This window comes from Rhodoferax saidenbachensis (assembly GCF_001955715.1).
Taxonomy (GTDB): domain Bacteria; phylum Pseudomonadota; class Gammaproteobacteria; order Burkholderiales; family Burkholderiaceae_C; genus Allorhodoferax; species Allorhodoferax saidenbachensis.
This window is the reverse complement of record NZ_CP019239.1, coordinates 4,235,983-4,253,896: the sequence shown is the minus strand read 5'-3', so window position 1 is coordinate 4,253,896 and position 17,914 is coordinate 4,235,983. Positions and strand designations below refer to the sequence as shown.

The window sequence follows — 17,914 nt, the reverse complement described above, 5'->3', positions numbered from 1 at the left end:
GAAAAAAGGGCCCGAAGGCCCTTGTTTGATTTGCGTGGCAAACCGGTTTGCTGCTTAGTAGCTGCTACGACCACCGCCGTAACCACCACCGCCGCCACCGCCGGAGCGGCCACCGCCACCACCGCCGCCGTAACCACCACCGCCGCCACCGCCGGAGCGGCCACCGCCACCACCGCCGTAACCGCCGCCGCCGCCAGCGCCACCACCGAAGCCGCCGCCGCCAGTGCGGGGAGGACGGGGTTCCATGGGACGGGCTTCGTTCACCACGAGACCGCGGCCACCAAATTGTTGACCGTTCATGCCGTTGATAGCAGCTTGTGCTTCAGCGTCAGAACCCATTTCCACAAAGCCGAAGCCCTTGGAACGGCCAGTGTCACGTTCCATCATGACTTTGGCGCTGGAAACGGAACCGTGTGCTGCAAATGCTTGTTGCAGGTCTTCGTCACGGAAAGAATAAGGCAGGTTGCCTACGTAAAGTTTGTTGCCCATGGAGGGACTCCTCAAAATAACTCAAAACGCGATGGAGTCCATAACCGCAATCAACAAACCAAGAATGACTTAACAGACGCGAAACTGACTAAACACCGCAAACTTGCACCGTCCTTTTTTGGGCGATGCCGGGCCATTATGCGCCCATTTTTTAAAAAGGTGCATATTTTTCAGGTTTTTTCGTGTTAGCCATCCTGAGACGGGTCAGAAACTGTGTAATTTCGCCACTGTTGCATGCTGTTGCGCATCGCCAGCATCTGCCGCTCGAACCGGGGGCAGGCGTCACAGATCACCATATGCAAGCGCAGCGCCAGTCGGTCGGCCAGTGGCAGGTCGCGGTCTTCCCGGGCGACCAGCAGGGCAGCCACTTCTTTGCAGGTGCGTTTTAACGGTGTCATGGGACGGCGGCCTTTCCAAACCAGTTCAACTCAAGGCATTCGCGCAAGCGCAGGCGGGCGCGGTGCAGCTGGACGTACAGATTGGTCGGTGTCAGGCCCAGTTCCTTACAGATCTCTTCGCTGGAAAGCTCCAGCCATTCGCGCATCAAAAACAGGCGGCCCTGGGCGGCAGGCAACTGACTGGTGCAGGCTTCGAGCACTTCAAAGAACTGGCGCGAGCGCATTTGTTGCTCCGGGTCACCCCATTCCGCAGGTGCCTCGGTGAAGTGGCCATCCGCCTGGAACTGGATGTAATCCATCGGGTCTGCCTGGTCGTCGTCGCTCTCCGGACTGGTGCTGACTTCCCGGCCATGCAGGCGCAGTGCGTCCACCACTTTGTGTTTCAAAATGCCGACCAGCCAGGTTTTGAGTTGCGAGCGGTTGGCAAAAGCTTGCGGTTTGGCCAATGCTGCCAGCACGGTTTCAGACACCGCATCTTCGGCCCAGGCGTCGTTGCGCAACTGCAGGCGCGCGAACTTCATCAGATAGTCGCGAAGATCAATGATCTGTTGTTCAAAGCTGGCCATGGACGTGCACGGGAAGAAAGATGCAGTGTAAGGCGGGTGCCAGACCAGAATATTTCTGCGCGGTTTGTAAGAAGCCGGCTGCTGGCCAGACTAAACCCTAACCAGCAAAATGGTGCATACACTGCAAGGCCTTTCTGGTTGTTTTTAATCTTTCCAATCTTCAGGAGTTTTCAAATGAACCAACGTGCAATGATCGCCGCCACTGCCTTGACCGTGATGTCCATGGGCCTGCTGGCTGTACCCGCCGCCGCCCAGGAAAAGGAAAAATGCTTTGGTATTTCCAAGGCCGGCCAGAACGACTGCGCCAGCGCATTTGGCACCCATTCGTGTGCCGGCCAGTCCAAGGTCGACATGGACAAGACCGAATGGAAATACGTGGCCAAGGGCACCTGCAAGGACATGAAGGGCTTGTCTGCGGATGAAGCCAAAAAAATGAAGATGTAATCCGGCCCGCTAGCAAGAGCCGAAAACCGCCGCCATGCCACTTGCGGACCACGATGCCCCAGGGGCGCCCGCGGTCGGAGTGGGCTGGCGGCACCCCCATTACGCGCAGTTGCTGGAGACGCAGCCCGCGCTGGACTTTCTGGAAGTCCATTCCGAGAACTTTTTTGCCCAAGGCGGCGCGGCCCTGGCCGTGCTGGCGCAAGGCCGTGCGCATTACCCCATCAGCCTGCATGGCGTCGGTCTTTCCCTGGGCTCCGCTGCGGGACTCGATGACTGGCATCTGGACCAGCTGGCGCAACTGGTGCAGCGCATTGAACCCATCCGTGTGAGCGACCATGCCGCGTTTGCGCGTGGGCATTTCCAGGGCCGCATGGTGCATGCGTCAGACCTGTTGCCCCTCCCTTTTACTGCCGAAGCCTTGCAGGTGTTGTGCGCCCATGTGCAGCAGGTGCAAGACCGCCTGCAGCGGCCTTTCATGGTGGAAAACCTCTCCGCCTACCTGCGTTGGCAGGTGCCACCGGAGGAGGCCGCCTGGGAAGAGGCGGCTTTTTTGACCGAGCTGGCACGGCGCACCGGCTGCGAGTTGCTGGTGGATGTGAACAATATTTATGTCAATGCACTGAATGTGCAAAAAGCGGGCGGCATGGCAGACCCGGTGCAGGCCTGCCGCGCCTGGCTTGACGCCATCCCTGCGGAGGCCGTGGGCGAGTTGCATCTGGCGGGCCACCGCCATGTGCGCGATGACCACGGCGACATCGTCATCGACGACCACGGAAGCCGGGTGTGCGACCCGGTGTGGGATTTATACCACCACGCCGTGCAACGTTTTGGCGCGGTGCCGACATTGGTGGAGTGGGACACGGACATTCCCGCCCTGGACGTGCTGCTGGACGAAGCGGCGCGCGCGCGTGGCGTGGCACAGGACGCTTTGCAAGGCGTCAGCGCATGAGCACGTTGGCCACCCAGCAACAGGTATTGCTGGACGCGCTGTTTGCCTGGCCTGCGCAAAACGCTATGAAAACAGTAGCTGCTTGTGCAATAGACACGGGGGCTAGAGGCCTGAAAGCCTATCAAACCAACGGCCATGTGATGGCCCAACGGGCCTTGCAGGCCGCGTATCCGGTGCTGGAGCAGATGCTGGGCGAGGACAGCTTTGCGGATCTGGCCCGCGCGTTGTGGCACGCCCACCCGCCGATCCGCGGAGATCTGGGCTTATGGGGCGAGGCACTGCCGGTTTTTCTGCGGGGCAATGTGCAGTTGCAGAGCGAACCCTATTTGCCCGACGTGGCGGCGGCGGAATGGGCACTGCATGGGTGTGCCGGTGCGGCAGACGTGCCGGCAGACCTGCCCAGCCTGGCCATGCTGGCCGAGCACGATCCGCAGAATCTGCGTATCCGCCTGGCGCCGGGTTGTGCCGTACTGCAAAGCGCCTGGCCGCTGGCCAGCCTGCTGAGTGCGCACCGGGAGCAGACCCCCTCGTTCGAAGCGGTGGGCCAGCAAGTGCGTGATGCGGTGGCGCAGGACGTAGTGGTCTGGCGCGAGGGACTTCGGCCCCGCGTCCGAGAAGCCCTGGCCGGCGAGGCGGCGCTGTTGCGCAGCCTGCTGCAAGGTCAATGCCTGGCGCAAGCGCTGGATGAGGCACAAGCGCTGGATTTTGGGCAATGGTTTCCGGTAGCGCTGCAAAGCGGACTGGTACTGGGCGCCACCCTGATGGCAGACAACGAGACAACACCATGAATACAAAAAACCGGACCCTGCAACTGCTCCTGCGCCCATGGGGCTGGATGAACACCGTGCTGGATGCGCTGCAGCCGCTGGCGTGCCTGTTGGCCCGCCTGTACGTGGCACAGGTGTTCTTCGCCTCTGGTTTGACCAAGCTGCGCGACTGGGACATCACGCTGGCTCTTTTCATGGATGAATACAAGGTGCCGGTGCTGCCGCCGGAAGTGGCGGCATTTATGGGCACGGCCGGTGAACTGGGCCTGCCGGTGCTGTTGGTGCTGGGCTTGGGCGGGCGCTTTGCGGCGTTGGGCTTGAGCGTGGTCAACGCCGTGGCCGTGGTGTCGCTGATGGAGGTGGCGCCGGCAGCTCTGCAGCAGCACATCACTTGGGCCGTCTTGCTGGCGGCGCTGGCCTTGTTTGGCCCGGGCACCTGGTCTGTGGATGGATGGTTGCAGCGAAAACGCGGTAGTCTGCGGCGATGAGCGACAGCATTTTTGGCGACCTGATACAGCCTGCGCAGCGGGGCTTGCGCCGGCTGTGGCCCAACCGCATTGGGCGGCGTCTGGCGCTGGGCTTTGGTGCGTTGGTGGCACTGATGCTGCTGGCGCTGTCACAGGCTGGATTGCAGCTCAAGCTGGTGTCCGAAGTGACCCAGCGCTTTGCCACCGGCGACATGCAGCGCCTGCTGCGCGTGCAGGCGCTGTCCCTGCAGACCGAGGGCGTGGGCAGTGCGCTGATCCGCCTGATGAATGCACCGCGCGAAAACCGCGTGGCCGAATACACCGATGTGGATGAACGCAACCGGCGCATTGACGGCATCATCGAGTCGCTTAGCAACGACCTGAGCGATCCCGAGCAGGAGGAGACCCTCAAACGCCTCAAAGCCTGCCGTGCCATCTATGCCGACGCGTTCATCGCCACCGTGGACGAGGTGGAGGCCGGTGACCTCAAGGCCGCGGCCAAAGCACTCAATGAGCAGATCAACCCCTCGCTCAAGGCCATGCTGCTGGAGTCCAACACCCTGCTCGCACGCGAACGCCAGCGCGTGGAAGGCCAGCTGGAAGACGCCCAGAAACTGTTCCAGCAGGCGGCGGTGTGGGTGGGCGCACTGTCCTTGCTGATGGTGGCGTTGGCGGCCTGGCTGGCCTGGCGCACCACGCAAAGCGTGGTCGTGCCGCTGGCGCAACTGGAGTCCGCCGCGCGCGCCATTGCCGGTGGTGACTACACCGGCCGTGTCCCCACCACTGCCACCCGGGAGGTCGACCGTGTGGGCCGGGCGCTGAACACCATGGCCGACGCGGTGGCCCAGCGCGAGCAGCAAATCGCCCGCCTGGCCTACCACGACCCACTGACGCATTTGCCCAATCGCACCGCCCTGCTGACGCGCCCCAGCGAAGGCACACCAGCACCGAATACCTTGGTCCTGATGGACATGGCGCGGCTCAAGGGCATCAACGAAACCCTGGGCTACACCACGGGCGATACGCTGATCCAGGAAATGGCCCAGCGTGCGACCTGGGTGTTTGAGCTGGCGGCGGATGAGGGCCTGATTGGCCCGTCTCCCGTGGTGGCGCGCCTGTCGGGTGGCAGCTTTGCCGGGTTCTTTTATGCGGCCGATCGTGCGGCGGTGGAAGTCCTGCATACGCGTGTGGAGCGGGCCATGGCCGAGTCGGTCCAATGCAGTGGCCACAGCGTGGACTTGAGCATGGCCTGCGGCTTTGCCGATTCGGGGCCGGACGGCCCACCCAAGCCGGTCGGCACGCTGATGCGCAACGCCGAGATTGCGCTGCATGCGGCCAAGCGCAGCGCCGTGGGCCACGCCTGGTACAGCGAAGCGCAAGAGGCTGCGCGCCTGACCCACCTGAGCCTGGTGTCCGAGTTGCGTGGTGCGGTGGCGGCCTCGCAACTGCAGATGTGGCTGCAGCCCAAGTTTTCGCTGGTCACTGGCAAGTCCGTGGGTGCAGAGGCGCTGGTGCGCTGGCAGCACCCGCAACGCGGCTTTATTTCGCCGGCCGAATTTGTGCCTTTTGCAGAGCAGACCGGCTACATCACCATGGTCACCGACTGGATGCTGCGCGAAGCCCTGCGCACCCTGGCCACCTGGGCGCCGCTGCACCCGGAGCTGAGTATTGCGGTCAACATCAGCACCCGGGACCTGCAGGACCCCGGCTTTGCCCGCCGCGTGGAAGGCATGCTGCAGACGGCAGGCGTAGACCCCAGCCGCCTGCGGCTGGAAATCACCGAGAGCGGCCTCATGGAAGACGCGCAGAACAGCGTGGCCCTGCTGCATACGCTGCGTGGCATCGGGCTGCCGCTGTCGATTGATGACTTTGGCACCGGCTATTCGTCGCTGGCCTATCTGCAGAAATTGCCGGTCAGCGAGCTCAAGATTGACCGCAGTTTCATCGACAGCATCGATGCCTCTCCCGGCACGCAGAAGCTGGTCAAGGCCATGATTGAAATGGGCCATGGCATGGACTTGATGGTGACGGCAGAAGGCGTGGAAACCGAGGCCGAGCGCGCCACCATTGCGCGCTTGGGTTGCGACGTCATGCAAGGCTATCTGGGCGCCCGCCCGCTCTACGGAGACGCATTGCAGACCTGGTTCGACCAGTTATAAACTGGTGCCATGCGTACCCTGCCCTTCGTCAAGATCTGCTGTATTTCGAGTGTGGAAGAGGCTCGACTGGCCGTGCAGCATGGTGCCGCCGCACAGGGGCTGGTGTCCGCCATGCCCAGCGGGCCGGGGGTGATTGCGGACGAACTGGTCACCCGCATTGCCGCCAGCGTGCCACCACCCGTGGCCACGTTTTTGCTGACTTCACGCCAGGACGCGGTTGGCATTCTGGAGCAGCACCGGCGCTGCCGCACCACCACGCTGCAACTGGTCGACCATGTGCCGCATGCTGACCTCGTCACCTTGCGCGAGCAGCTTCCCGGTATCCAGCTGGTGCAGGTGATCCACATCGTCGATGAAACCTCGGTGCAGGAGGCGCTGGCTGTGGCGCCGCTGGTGGATGCGCTGTTGCTGGACTCGGGCAACCAGAAGCTGGCGGTCAAGGAGCTGGGCGGTACCGGCCGCACCCACGACTGGACGCTGAGCCGGCGCATCCGCGACCTGTCGGGCGTGCCGGTGTTTCTGGCCGGTGGCCTAAGCCCAGCCAATGTGGTGGCCGCGGTGCAGGCGGTGCAACCGCACGGGCTGGACCTGTGCAGCAGCGTCCGTAGCAACGGGCATCTGGATGCAGAAAAACTGCAAAACTTCTTCGCAGCCCTTGCAGGGCATGCGCAAGAAGCTACCAAAATAATAGCAAACTAAGCCTGGTCTGCCCCCCCGGCCTGGCGCCAGAGGGTCGCCAAGTTACAATCGCGGCTTGTCATTGGGGAGTAGCCGCCCTTCTTCATTGAGAGGGGCTTGCGTCAACAGACTTGTCAGCCCCCGCGGCCGACATGGCGCAAGCAGGGCGCGCACGGGATTGTGATCACGTGTGTGTCTTGGCGAGACCTTTGACTGCACGCCTCCGATTTTGGCCGGGGGTGTCGTGCAGTCATTGGTTTTATCCCGGCCGTGGAATCCTCATGGAAGCTTTTCTTACCTCCACCGGCATCGTTGCCCTCGCCGAAATGGGCGACAAGACGCAACTCCTCGCCCTCATCCTCGCAGCCCGCTTTCGCAAGCCCTGGCCGATCGTGCTGGGCATTCTGGTCGCGACACTGGTCAATCACGCGCTGGCGGGCGCGGTCGGCGCCTGGATCACCACGGTTATCGGCCCCGACCTGCTGCGCTGGATACTCGCGGCCTCCTTCATCGCGATGGCCGCGTGGATGCTGATTCCGGACAAGATGGACGATGAAGACACGGATGCGCAACCGCGTTGGGGTGTGTTCGGCACCACGGTGATTGCTTTCTTCCTCGCCGAAATGGGCGATAAAACCCAGATCGCCACCGTCATGCTGGCGGCCAAATACAACGCTTACCTTTGGGTGGTGGCCGGTACCACACTGGGCATGATGCTGGCTAACGCGCCGGTGGTATGGCTTGGCGAACGCATGACGCGGCTGGTGCCGATTCGCATCGTGCACATCGTCTCGGCGCTGATTTTTGCGGGGCTGGGCGTGGCGGCACTGGTGTGGTCTTAGTCCGCAGCAGTCGTTATACTTGCACCCAGCGCCAATTTGCCAGCTTGCGGGCGCTTAATAAATGCAGCTAAACACGGAAACCCGAGACCCGGACCGCGTTTAGCGCTTTCCGGGTTTTTTTGTTTTTATGCTGATCGCCACGCCCCAGTCCATGCCGTTTGAAGCTGCCTTGCCTCTGCAAAGCGGCGCCAGCATTCGCGGTTATTCCCTGAGTTATGAGACCTACGGCACGCTCAACGCCGACAAGTCCAATGCAGTGCTGATTTGCCACGCGCTCAACGCCTCGCACCACGTGGCCGGGGTGTACGCGGGCCAGGACAAGAGCGAGGGCTGGTGGGACAACATGATCGGGCCTGGCAAACCGCTCGATACGAATCGCTTCTTTGTCATTGGCGTCAACAACCTGGGCTCCTGCTTCGGCTCCACCGGGCCCATGCACGTGAACCCGGACAGTGGCCAGGTGTATGGCGCCGACTTCCCCGTTGTGACGGTGGAAGACTGGGTCAACGCCCAGGCGCGGTTGCTGGACGCGCTGGGCATCCAGAAACTCGCCGCCGTGATGGGCGGCTCGCTGGGCGGCATGCAGGCCTTGAGCTGGACGTTGCAGTACCCCGAGCGCGTGGCACACGCGGTGGTGGTGGCCAGCGCGCCCAACCTGACGGCGGAGAACATCGCCTTCAACGAAGTAGCGCGCCGTGCCATCGTGACCGACCCGGACTTCCATGGCGGGCATTTTTACCAGCATGGCGTGATTCCCAAACGCGGCCTGCGCATCGCCCGCATGATCGGACACATCACCTACCTGAGCGACGACGTGATGAACGAGAAGTTTGGCCGCAAGCTGCGCGATGCGGCCACGCGGGGCGAGTTGCAAGACTATCTGTACTCCACGCAGGATGTGGAGTTCCAGATCGAGAGTTACCTGCGCTACCAGGGTGACAAGTTCGCCGAGTACTTTGACGCCAACACCTACCTGTTGATCACCCGCGCACTCGATTACTTTGACCCGGCACGCAGCCATGGCGGCAACCTGACCCAGGCGCTGGCGCGCGCCACCTGCAAATTCCTGCTGGTGAGCTTCACCACCGACTGGCGCTTCAGCCCCAAACGCAGTCGCGAGATCGTGAAGGCGCTGCTGGATAACAAGCGTGACGTGAGCTACGCGGAGATCGATGCACCCCACGGACACGATGCTTTTTTGCTCGATGACGCCCGCTACATGCGCGTGGTCAGCTCCTATTTCGATAGCGTAGAGAAGGAAATCACAGCATGAGTGACGCCTCCATTCAACACGCCATTGCCGAACTGGTGCCGCACGGCGCTCGTGTGCTCGACCTGGGCTGTGGCGACGGCGCCATGCTGGAATATTTGCAAAAAGAGCGTGGTTGCAGTGGTTATGGTGTGGAGATTGATGACGCCAACGTGCTGGCCTGTGTGCGGCGCGGCGTTAACGTGATCCAGCTCAACCTCGACGAAGGCCTGGCGATGTTCGAGGACGCGTCGTTTGACGTGGTGCTGCAGATCGACACGCTGCAACATTTGCGCAATGCCGAGGTCATGCTGCGCGAGACCGCACGTGTGGGCCGGGTCGGCATTGTGGCGTTCCCCAACTTTGCGCATTGGCCGAATCGCCTGAGCATCCTGCAAGGGCGCATGCCGGTGACCAAGCGCCTGCCCTACCAGTGGTACGACACACCCAATATCCGCGTCGGCACCCATGCCGATCTGGCCGATCTGGCCGCACGCAACGGTCTGCGTGTGCTCGACAGCTTTGGTCTGCAGAACGGCCGCACCGTGCGCTTTGCACCCAACTGGCGTGCCGGAACTTCGGTCTACAAACTCGCGCGGTAAGTTAAAGCGATGGCTTGCTGACAAAGGCCGTGCTACATTGCGCCTGTCGGGGTGTCAGCTCCCCGGCGTCGGACCGCAAGGTCCCAAGACGGTGTCCCGTCCAAACGCTGTAAACGCTTAGGAGTACGCCCGTGGACACCGCTTTTTCAATCCCTATTTCCATTTCTCCGCAGGAACTGGTCACCCATTTGGGCCGGCCTGATGTACCGCTGTTGCTCGATGTGCGACGGCGCGAAAAGTTTGACGCAGCCCCCACCCTGCTGGCAGGGGCACAGTACTGCGCCCCTGAAGCGGTGGCGCACTTCGCACGCACCCAGGCGCCACGCGAAGTGGTGGTGTATTGCGTCTATGGCCACAACGTCAGCGCCGACGCCGCGGCCACCTTGCGTGCTGCGGGTTGGCCGGTGCGTGTCCTGGCCGGTGGCATCACGGGTGGTGAAGAGGGTGTGGATACGCATGCCGATATTGCGCTGTGGCGCAGTCAGACCTTGCCCATGGTCACCAAGCGCGCCGACTGGGGCGTGACGGGTGAGCAGCCCTCGCGCTGGATCACGCGCGAACGGCCCAAAATCGACCGTATTGCCTGCCCCTGGGTGATCCGACGCTTTGTCGATCCGCGCGCCAGCTTCTTGTATGTGCCCACGCCGCAGGTATTCAGCGAAGCCGAACGCCTGGGTGCCGTGGCCTATGACATTCCCGATGCGCCCGTGTCCCATGTGGGTGAAGAGTGCAGTTTCGATGCCTTGCTGCAGGGCTTCGGCTTGCGCGACCCGGCGTTGCAGCATCTGGCCACCATCGTGCGCGGGGCCGATACCGACCGGCTGGACTTGGCGCCACAGGCTGCGGGACTGCTGGCGGTGTCGCTGGGCATGTCGCGGACCTACGCGGACGATCACGCCATGCTGGAGGCGATGTTGCCGGTGTATGACGCGCTGTATGCCTGGTGCGTAGACGCGGTGGCGGGCCAGGACGAACGCCACAACTGGCAGCCCGGGATGTCGCGATGAGCACGCTCTCCGCCGCCCCCGCGCCAGTATCTTTCTTTGAGGCACTGAAGTTCTGGTTCAAGTTGGGCTGCATCAGCTTTGGCGGCCCGGCCGGGCAAATTGCCATCATGCACCGCGAGCTGGTCGAAGAGAAACGCTGGATCTCGGACCAGCGTTTTCTGCACGCGCTGAACTACTGCATGCTGCTGCCCGGCCCCGAGGCACAGCAACTGGCTACCTACATTGGCTGGCTGATGCACCGCACCTGGGGCGGCATCGCGGCCGGTGCGCTGTTTGTACTGCCTTCGCTGGTGCTGTTGATCGGCCTGAGCTGGGTCTATGTCGCTTTTGGTGGCGTGCCCTGGGTGGCGGCGGTGCTCTATGGCATCAAGCCCGCGGTCGCCGCACTGGTGCTGCAGGCAGTGCACCGCATCGGCTCCAAGACATTGAAGAAACCGCGTACAGCGCCCGTGCTATGGGCAGTGGCAGCTACCAGTTTCATAGCGGTTGCCGTGTTGAACGTGCCGTTCCCTCTGGTGGTACTGGGCGCTGCGCTGCTGGGCTGGTTGGGCCAGCGTTGGTGGCCGGACCAGTTTTCCGGTGGCAGTGGGCACGGGGGTGGCAAGGCTACGACCGCCCATGCCCCGGCCTGGATTGACGATGAGACGCCCACCCCGCCCCACGCGCGCTTTCGCAAATCCCACCTCGCACGCCTGCTGGTGGTGGGTGTCCTGCTGTGGCTGCTGCCCATGGCGGTGCTGGTGGCCTGGCAGGGCTGGGATGGCACGCTGGCGCAGATGGGCTGGTTTTTCACCAAGGCTGCGCTGCTGACCTTTGGTGGTGCCTACGCGGTGCTGCCCTATGTCTACCAGGGCGCGGTGGAGCACTTTGGTTGGCTCAATGCGGCGCAGATGATGGACGGCTTGGCGCTGGGTGAAACCACGCCGGGCCCGCTGATCATGGTGGTGGCTTATGTAGGTTTTCTGGGCGGCTGGGCCAAACAGGTGCTGGGGCCGGACGCGCTGTTTCTCGGTGCGGCGCTTGCGGCGACCATCGTGACTTGGTTCACCTTTCTACCCTCTTTTCTCTTCATACTCGCGGGCGGGCCACTGGTGGAGTCGACCCACGGCAACCTGCAGCTCACCGCGCCACTGACGGCTATCACCGCCGCAGTGGTCGGTGTGATCGCCAGCCTTGTTCTGTTTTTCATAGCGCATATCGCAATCCGTACGGGGGCTACAGGCTCATTTGGCACTCAAATTGATGTGCTGGCTCTGGGGCTGGCCGCGCTGGTTGCATTGGCGCTGATTCGCTACAAGGTGGGCGTGGTGCCCGTGATTGCAGCCAGTGCGCTGGCGGGCTGGTTGGCCAGCCTAGTAGGATGGATCTGATGCCCCGTTTTGCCGCCAACCTGAGTCTGATGTACACCGAGGTCCCGTTTCTGGACCGGTTTGAAGCCGCCGAGCAGGATGGTTTCACGGCGGTGGAGTTCCTCTTCCCTTACGCCTGGGCGCCGCAGGACCTCGCGCAGCGGTTGCAGGCGCATGGATTGCAGCAGGTGCTGCTCAACGCTCCGCCGGGTGGCGCAGACCGTGCGTCCATGGCCACGGCGTGGGACCGCGGCGAGCGTGGCACGGCCTGCCTGCCCGGGCGCGAGGCGGAATTCCGTGCCGGTGTACAGGAGGCGCTGCTCTACGCCCAAGCGCTGCAATGCCCGCGCATCCACGTCATGGCGGGTCTGGCGCCGCAGGGTGTCAGCCCGGAGGTGTTGTTGGCAACCTATGTAGCCAACCTGCGCTGGGCCGCACAACAGGCGGCGAAGGCCGGTTGCGCGGTGCTGATCGAGCCAATCAATCCGCGCGACATGCCGGGCTACTACCTGCAACGCCAGGACCACGCCCACGCCGTCGTGCAAGCGGTTGCGGAGCCCGCGCTCAAGGTGCAGATGGACCTGTACCACTGCCAGATCGTGGAAGGCGACGTGGCCACCAAGCTGCGCCACTACCTGCCCACGGGTGCCGTGGCCCATATCCAGATGGCCGGTGTGCCGGAGCGCCAGGAACCCGATGCGGGTGAGTTGCATTTCCCCTACCTTTTGGATCTGATCGACAGCCTGGGCTACACCGGCTGGGTGGGCTGTGAGTACCGGCCCCGCTTGGGTGCGCAGCCGGGTGCCACACGCACGGGCTTGGGGTGGATGGCCGCGTACCGTAGCGCGGCGCACCGTTAGCGCAGAACACGAAACACAGGCGCGCCAAGGCGTGGCATGATGCGCGATTCCCAAAATTTGATGCATCAGGAGCCCCGTATGGATGTGCGTGTACCCCAACCTGTTTTGAATGCCACCCAGGCATTGGACCAGGTGAGCCACGCTTGGGACGCACAGATCGTTCCGCAGCTGCAGGACTACATCCGCATCCCTGCCAAATCGCCCATGTTTGATGCCGACTGGGCCGCCCATGGCTACCTGGATAGGGTCGCGCGCAACACTGCCGCCTGGATTGAATCGCAAAAGGTCAGCGGCCTCCAGCTTGAAGTTATTCGTCTGGAAGGGCGTACCCCCGTACTGTTTTTCGAGGTGCCGGCCACGGCACTGAATTCCACCCAAACCGTGCTGATGTACGGCCACCTGGACAAACAGCCCGAGTTCTCCGGTTGGCGCAATGATCTGGGCCCGTGGACGCCGCAGATGGAAGATGGCAAGCTGTATGGCCGCGGCGGTGCGGACGACGGTTACGCTGCCTATGCGGCCATCGCAGCGATCCAGGCCCTGAAAAGCCAGAGCACGCCGCATCCGCGCATCGTCGGTCTGATAGAAACCTGCGAGGAAAGCGGCTCTTACGACCTGCTGCCCTATATCGACGCACTCAAACCCCGACTGGGGGATGTGGGGCTGGTGGTGTGCCTGGATTCGGGTGCCGGCAATTACGACCAACTCTGGCTCACCAGCAGCCTGCGCGGTATGGCCAGTGGTGTGCTCAAGGTCGAAATCCTGACGGAAGGTGTGCATTCGGGCGATGCCAGTGGTCTGGTGCCGTCCAGCTTCCGCATCATGCGCCAGGTGCTGGACCGCCTGGAAGACAGCGCCACCGGGCGCTTGTTGCCGGCCAGCTTCCACTGCGAGGTGCCGCCCGCGCGCCTGGCCCAGGCCCAAGCCACGGCGGCGATTCTGGGCGACGAGATCCACAAACGCTTTCCCTGGGCGTACTACGACTGCGGCGGCTCCACTGCTTTTGCCTTGCCCACCACCACCGACCCGGTGCAAGGCCTGCTCAACCGCACCTGGGCACCCACGCTGAGCGTGACCGGGGCAGAAGGCTTCCCCGATTTCAAGAACGCCGGCAATGTGCTGCGGCCTTACACGGCCTTCAAACTCTCACTGCGTCTGCCCCCTTTGCTGGAGGCCGACGTGGCGGTGCAGCAGCTCAAGGCCCTGCTCGAAGACAACGCGCCCTACCAGGCGAAAGTCACGTTCGAAGGTCTGTCCGCTGCCACTGGCTGGAATGCGCCGGACACCGCGCCTTGGTTTGAAGAAGCGCTCAACCTGGCCTCGCAGGCGCATTTCGGCGCACCTTGCGGTTACATCGGCCAAGGCGGTACGATTCCCCTCATGAATATGCTTTCCAAGGGCTTTCCCAAAGCGCAGATGATGGTCTGCGGCGTGCTGGGCCCCAAGAGCAATGCCCACGGACCCAACGAGTTTTTGCATGTACCCTATGCCAAGAAACTCACAGCCGCGGTGGCCCAAGTGATTTCCCGCTTCCCCTGAACCCCAGACAGGCGCCTCAACCATGAGTACAGAATCCACCCTCTCCACTTTTGTGGCCAGCGACGGCGACAATGTTGTTATCCAGGACTGGCCGCTGGATTCTGGCGTTGCCTTGCGTGGCGTGGTGATTCTGGTGCATGGCCTGGGTGAACATGCCGGTCGTTACGACCATGTGGCCAAGCTGCTCAATGCATGGGGTTTTGCGGTGCGAGGTTATGACCAGTGTGGCCATGGAGAGTCGGGTGGTGCGCGGGGTGGCATGCCGACCGACACCCGGCTCTTGGACGATCTGGCCGACATCGTGGACAGCACCCGTGCGCGCATGCAAAAGGACACGCCACTGATCCTGCTGGGCCACAGCATGGGTGGTCTGGTGGTGGGGCGGTTTGTGTCCCTCAAGATCCGCCCTGTGGACGCACTCATCATGTCCTCCCCCGCGCTCGATCCGGGCCTCAGCGCTTTCCAGAAATTCCTGGTCGCCGTGCTGCCCAAAATCGTGCCGGACCTGCGTGTTGGCAATGGCCTGAACGCCACGCTGATATCGCACGATCCCGCAGTCGTAGAGGCCTATGTGTCCGACCGCCTGGTGCATGACCGTATCTCGGCGCGTCTGGCCCGTTTCATTGCAACAGCCGGCCCGCAAACCGTGGCACTGGCCAGCCAGTGGAAGGTCCCCACGCTGTTGATGTATGCCGGTGAAGACAAGCTGGTCAACCCGCAGGGCAGCCGTAACTTTGCTGCCGCTGCACCCAAAGACGTTGTGACTACGGTTTGCTTTGACAAGCTGTACCACGAGATTTTCAACGAACTGGATGCCAGCGAAGTCTTTGCAACGCTCCAGAACTGGCTGGAGAAGCGGTTCTGAGCGGCGTGACCTGCATGGCAGGGAGCCCGCTGTGATGAAGTCGATTTTCCAACTGCTGGGCCGCTTGCGTGCCCGCTGGCGTGGTGGGCTACCCCTGCGCTACACGGTGATGGTTGCGGTGCTGGCTGCCGTGACGGCACCCGCCGCGTTGTTGCTGGCCATTGAGCAGCAACTCAGTGAAAAATCCCAACAGGCCCTGCTTGCGCAGGGCGAATCCGCGCTGATGGCGATTGGCAGTGTGTCGATTGCCGAGCCCATGTGGGTGGTGGACCGCGTGGCGTTGGACGCGGCGGCCCAGCGCCTGCTGGAGAACCCGCAGGTCGTGGCAGTGCGCATCGAAGACGGTTTGACCAATGCCCCGCCGGTGGAGCGCATTCGCGACGGGTATGCGCGTGTGCTGGATGCCGAAGTGGCCGCCGGTCGCCTCAACCACCAGGTACGCCAAGTGGTGCGCTCGGGGGAGAACCTGGGCCGTCTGGTGGTGTGGTTTGACGCCACCTATGGCCAGGGCCTGCTGCAACAACGGCGCAGCCAGATGTTTACGCTGGTGGTGCTGCAGGTGCTGGTGAGCCTGGTGGTGCTGACACCCATGCTGGTGTCCCGTGTGCTGAAACCCATTGAGCGGCTCAAGGCCCAGGCCTCGGCGCTGGTGGAGCACAGCAGTGAAGAGCAGCCTGTGTTTATCTGGCGCCGCCATGATGAATTGGGCCTGCTGGGCCGACATCTGGGCCAGGTGCAGGACCGGTTGCGCGAATTGTTCGGTCAGCTCGGTGCCAAAAATGCGCAGCTCGAACAGCTGGCCATGTATGACCACCTGACCGGTTTGCCCAACCGCTCGCTGTTCATTGACCTGGTGCAGCGCGAAATGCTGCAGGCACGGCGCAACCAGCAAAAGTTTGGCGTGTTTTTCATCGACCTGGACCGCTTCAAGGCTGTCAATGACTCCATGGGCCATGCGGCCGGAGACCAGCTTCTGATTGAGGTGGCGCGTCGCCTGCGCGATACGCTGCGCGAGGTCGATGTGGTGTGCCGCCAAAGCGGAGACGAATTTCTGGTGCTGGTGCGTGACATTGCACACTGGGAAACCCTGGGCGACATGGCAGACCGCATCCTGCAGGCGGTGGAGGCACCGGTGGTGCTGGCCGGGGGCTCGGCCCGGGTGTCTGCCAGCATGGGTATTGCCTTGTTTCCTGACGATGCCGAGGACTTCGAGAACCTGGTCAAGAACGCGGACATTGCGATGTACCAGGCCAAGTCCCTGGGACGTGCACGCTACAGCTTTTTCCACAGTGAACTCAACTCGCGCCGCCAGGCCCATCTGGAACTGGAGCACCAGTTGGGCCAGGCCATTACGGCCGGGGAACTGGTTCTGCACTACCAGCCCCAGGTGGACGCCAACACCGGTGCACTGGTGGGTGTTGAAGCACTGGTGCGCTGGCAGCATCCGCAGCGCGGCCTGCTGTATCCGGGCCATTTCATTGGCCTGGCCGAAGAGTCCGGTCAGATCGCCGAAATGGGCGTGTGGACCCTGCACGAGGCCTGCCGCCAGAAGGCAGAGTGGAAGGCCCGCGGGCTCGACGTGGGCTGCATGTCGGTCAATGTCTCGGCGCTGGAATTCCGCGACCACCGCCTGCTCGACAGCCTGCAGTCGGCCCTGACGGACAATGGCCTGCAACCGGGTGAGCTGGAAATCGAAATCACCGAGAGCGTGCTGATGACCGAGACCGACACCAGCCAGCGCATCATCGAACGCGTGCGCGCGCTGGGCGTAGGGATTGCCATCGATGACTTTGGCACCGGTTATTCGTCACTGTCTTACCTCAAGCGCCTGCGTCCTAACCAGCTCAAGATCGATCGCTCTTTTGTCAGTGATACCGCCACCGACAACGATTCGCGCGCCATCGTGCGGGGCGTCGTGGGGCTGGCCAATGCACTGAGCCTGAATGTGGTGGCGGAGGGTGTGGAAACGGTGGAGCAACAGGCTTTTTTACGGGAGACCGGCTGCCACGCACTGCAAGGTTATTACATCGCGCGACCTATGGCGGTGGAGGCCCTGGAGGCGTGGATGGCAGACCGCAATAACAAAGAGACAACGGCATGAAACAGATTTCCACCCGATTGCGATGTGTTTTGCTGGTCGGCGCACTCGTCTGCACCGCGTTGGAGGCGCAGGCCGCCACGGTAAGCAGCACGTTTGCCCCCACCCAGGTGGTGCAGGGCAGCACCCTGTCGGTCAATGGCATGGGTACGCGCTACCGTGCCGTCTTCAAGGTGTATGACCTGGCGCTGTACACATCCAGCAAAGTCACCACGCCCGAGGCCCTGCTGGCCTTGCCTGGCCCCAAGCGCCTGAGCTTTGTGGCCTTGCGTGACATGCCGGGTACCGATCTGGGCCTGGCCTTCATCAAGGGCCTGAACAGCAACTCAGCACCAGAGCTGGTGCAAAAACACGCAGCGTCCAGCACCCGCCTGATCGAGATTTTTTCTGGCAAACCCAAGCTGGTGACAGGTGACACCTTTGCCATGGAATACGTACCGGGCAAGGGCACCACCTTCTTCATCCAGGGCCAGCCTCAGGGCGCGCCCGTGGGGGATGCCGAGTTTTTCAACATGGTGCTCAAGATCTGGGTGGGCCCCTCGCCCGCCGATTTCAAACTCAAAGACGCCCTGTTGGGCCAGTAAAC

The 17,914-nt window shown here is 62.8% G+C and carries 19 protein-coding genes and 1 riboswitch; of the genes, 16 read left to right on the top strand and 3 right to left on the bottom strand.

All coding sequences use genetic code 11. The features are described 5' to 3' along the window. Positions 1-54 precede the first annotated feature (54 nt). The 3 genes from RS694_RS20130 to RS694_RS20120 form a co-directional block, all read right to left on the bottom strand. Positions 55-489, bottom strand: a complete 435-nt coding sequence (locus RS694_RS20130; RefSeq protein ID WP_076069956.1) for an RNA recognition motif domain-containing protein — start codon at positions 487-489, stop codon at positions 55-57. Positions 490-674: 185 nt separating this feature from the next. Beyond that, positions 675-887 (bottom strand): zf-HC2 domain-containing protein, encoded by a 213-nt coding sequence (locus RS694_RS20125; RefSeq protein WP_029708292.1) that lies wholly within the window; start codon positions 885-887, stop codon positions 675-677. Beyond that, complete coding sequence (locus tag RS694_RS20120; RefSeq protein ID WP_029708291.1) at positions 884-1,453, bottom strand: sigma-70 family RNA polymerase sigma factor; 570 nt, start codon at positions 1,451-1,453, stop codon at positions 884-886. Before RS694_RS20120 ends, RS694_RS20125 begins: the two co-directional genes overlap by 4 nt. A 174-nt stretch (positions 1,454-1,627) precedes the next feature. Between RS694_RS20120 and RS694_RS20115 the strand changes: the two genes are divergently transcribed. The 16 genes from RS694_RS20115 to RS694_RS20040 all read left to right on the top strand — a co-directional run bounded on the left by RS694_RS20115 (position 1,628) and on the right by RS694_RS20040 (position 17,912). Next, a complete protein-coding gene (locus RS694_RS20115; RefSeq protein WP_029708290.1) occupies positions 1,628-1,897 on the top strand; it encodes a BufA1 family periplasmic bufferin-type metallophore in 270 nt (89 codons plus the stop codon). Positions 1,898-1,931: 34 nt separating this feature from the next. Beyond that, complete coding sequence (gene bufB / locus RS694_RS20110) at positions 1,932-2,846, top strand: MNIO family bufferin maturase (protein WP_029708289.1); 915 nt, start codon at positions 1,932-1,934, stop codon at positions 2,844-2,846. Further along, entirely contained in the window at positions 2,843-3,634 is a 792-nt protein-coding gene (locus RS694_RS20105) for an HvfC/BufC family peptide modification chaperone (protein ID WP_051391945.1), read from the top strand. The genes bufB and RS694_RS20105 overlap by 4 nt, the downstream gene beginning before the upstream one ends. After that, positions 3,631-4,101, top strand: coding sequence for a DoxX family protein (locus RS694_RS20100; protein ID WP_081708656.1), 471 nt, complete (start codon positions 3,631-3,633; stop codon positions 4,099-4,101). The genes RS694_RS20105 and RS694_RS20100 overlap by 4 nt, the downstream gene beginning before the upstream one ends. Then, positions 4,098-6,239 (top strand): putative bifunctional diguanylate cyclase/phosphodiesterase, encoded by a 2,142-nt coding sequence (locus RS694_RS20095; protein ID WP_051391944.1) that lies wholly within the window; start codon positions 4,098-4,100, stop codon positions 6,237-6,239. Before RS694_RS20100 ends, RS694_RS20095 begins: the two co-directional genes overlap by 4 nt. A gap of 9 nt (positions 6,240-6,248) precedes the next feature. Then, positions 6,249-6,938, top strand: a complete 690-nt coding sequence (locus RS694_RS20090) for a phosphoribosylanthranilate isomerase (protein WP_051391943.1) — start codon at positions 6,249-6,251, stop codon at positions 6,936-6,938. Positions 6,939-6,989: 51 nt separating this feature from the next. After that, positions 6,990-7,198, top strand: a riboswitch (yybP-ykoY riboswitch). Further along, a complete protein-coding gene (locus RS694_RS20085; RefSeq protein WP_029708284.1) occupies positions 7,199-7,759 on the top strand; it encodes a TMEM165/GDT1 family protein in 561 nt (186 codons plus the stop codon). 127 nt (positions 7,760-7,886) lie between these two features. Beyond that, positions 7,887-9,032 carry a homoserine O-succinyltransferase MetX gene (metX, locus tag RS694_RS20080; protein WP_029708283.1) on the top strand — a complete coding sequence of 382 codons (1,146 nt, stop codon included), beginning with the start codon at positions 7,887-7,889 and terminating at the stop codon, positions 9,030-9,032. Beyond that, positions 9,029-9,610, top strand: coding sequence for a methionine biosynthesis protein MetW (metW, locus tag RS694_RS20075; RefSeq protein ID WP_029708282.1), 582 nt, complete (start codon positions 9,029-9,031; stop codon positions 9,608-9,610). The genes metX and metW overlap by 4 nt, the downstream gene beginning before the upstream one ends. Before the next feature lie 131 nt (positions 9,611-9,741). After that, positions 9,742-10,617 (top strand): chromate resistance protein ChrB domain-containing protein, encoded by an 876-nt coding sequence (locus RS694_RS20070; RefSeq protein WP_029708281.1) that lies wholly within the window; start codon positions 9,742-9,744, stop codon positions 10,615-10,617. Beyond that, positions 10,614-11,987: a chromate efflux transporter gene (chrA, locus tag RS694_RS20065; protein WP_029708280.1), complete on the top strand. Its 1,374-nt coding sequence runs from the start codon at positions 10,614-10,616 to the stop codon at positions 11,985-11,987. The genes RS694_RS20070 and chrA overlap by 4 nt, the downstream gene beginning before the upstream one ends. Continuing rightward, a complete protein-coding gene (gene otnI / locus RS694_RS20060; RefSeq protein ID WP_029708279.1) occupies positions 11,987-12,826 on the top strand; it encodes a 2-oxo-tetronate isomerase in 840 nt (279 codons plus the stop codon). Before chrA ends, otnI begins: the two co-directional genes overlap by 1 nt. A gap of 78 nt (positions 12,827-12,904) precedes the next feature. Further along, positions 12,905-14,365 (top strand): M20/M25/M40 family metallo-hydrolase, encoded by a 1,461-nt coding sequence (locus RS694_RS20055; RefSeq protein ID WP_029708278.1) that lies wholly within the window; start codon positions 12,905-12,907, stop codon positions 14,363-14,365. A 22-nt stretch (positions 14,366-14,387) separates the two neighbouring features. Then, positions 14,388-15,230, top strand: coding sequence for an alpha/beta hydrolase (locus tag RS694_RS20050; protein WP_029708277.1), 843 nt, complete (start codon positions 14,388-14,390; stop codon positions 15,228-15,230). Between the two features lie 34 nt (positions 15,231-15,264). After that, the gene (locus RS694_RS20045; protein ID WP_051391942.1) at positions 15,265-17,331 is read left to right on the top strand and encodes a putative bifunctional diguanylate cyclase/phosphodiesterase; all 2,067 of its coding nucleotides are present in this window, start codon (positions 15,265-15,267) and stop codon (positions 17,329-17,331) included. Next, positions 17,328-17,912, top strand: coding sequence for a chalcone isomerase family protein (locus tag RS694_RS20040; protein WP_029708275.1), 585 nt, complete (start codon positions 17,328-17,330; stop codon positions 17,910-17,912). The genes RS694_RS20045 and RS694_RS20040 overlap by 4 nt, the downstream gene beginning before the upstream one ends. Positions 17,913-17,914: the final 2 nt, after the last annotated feature.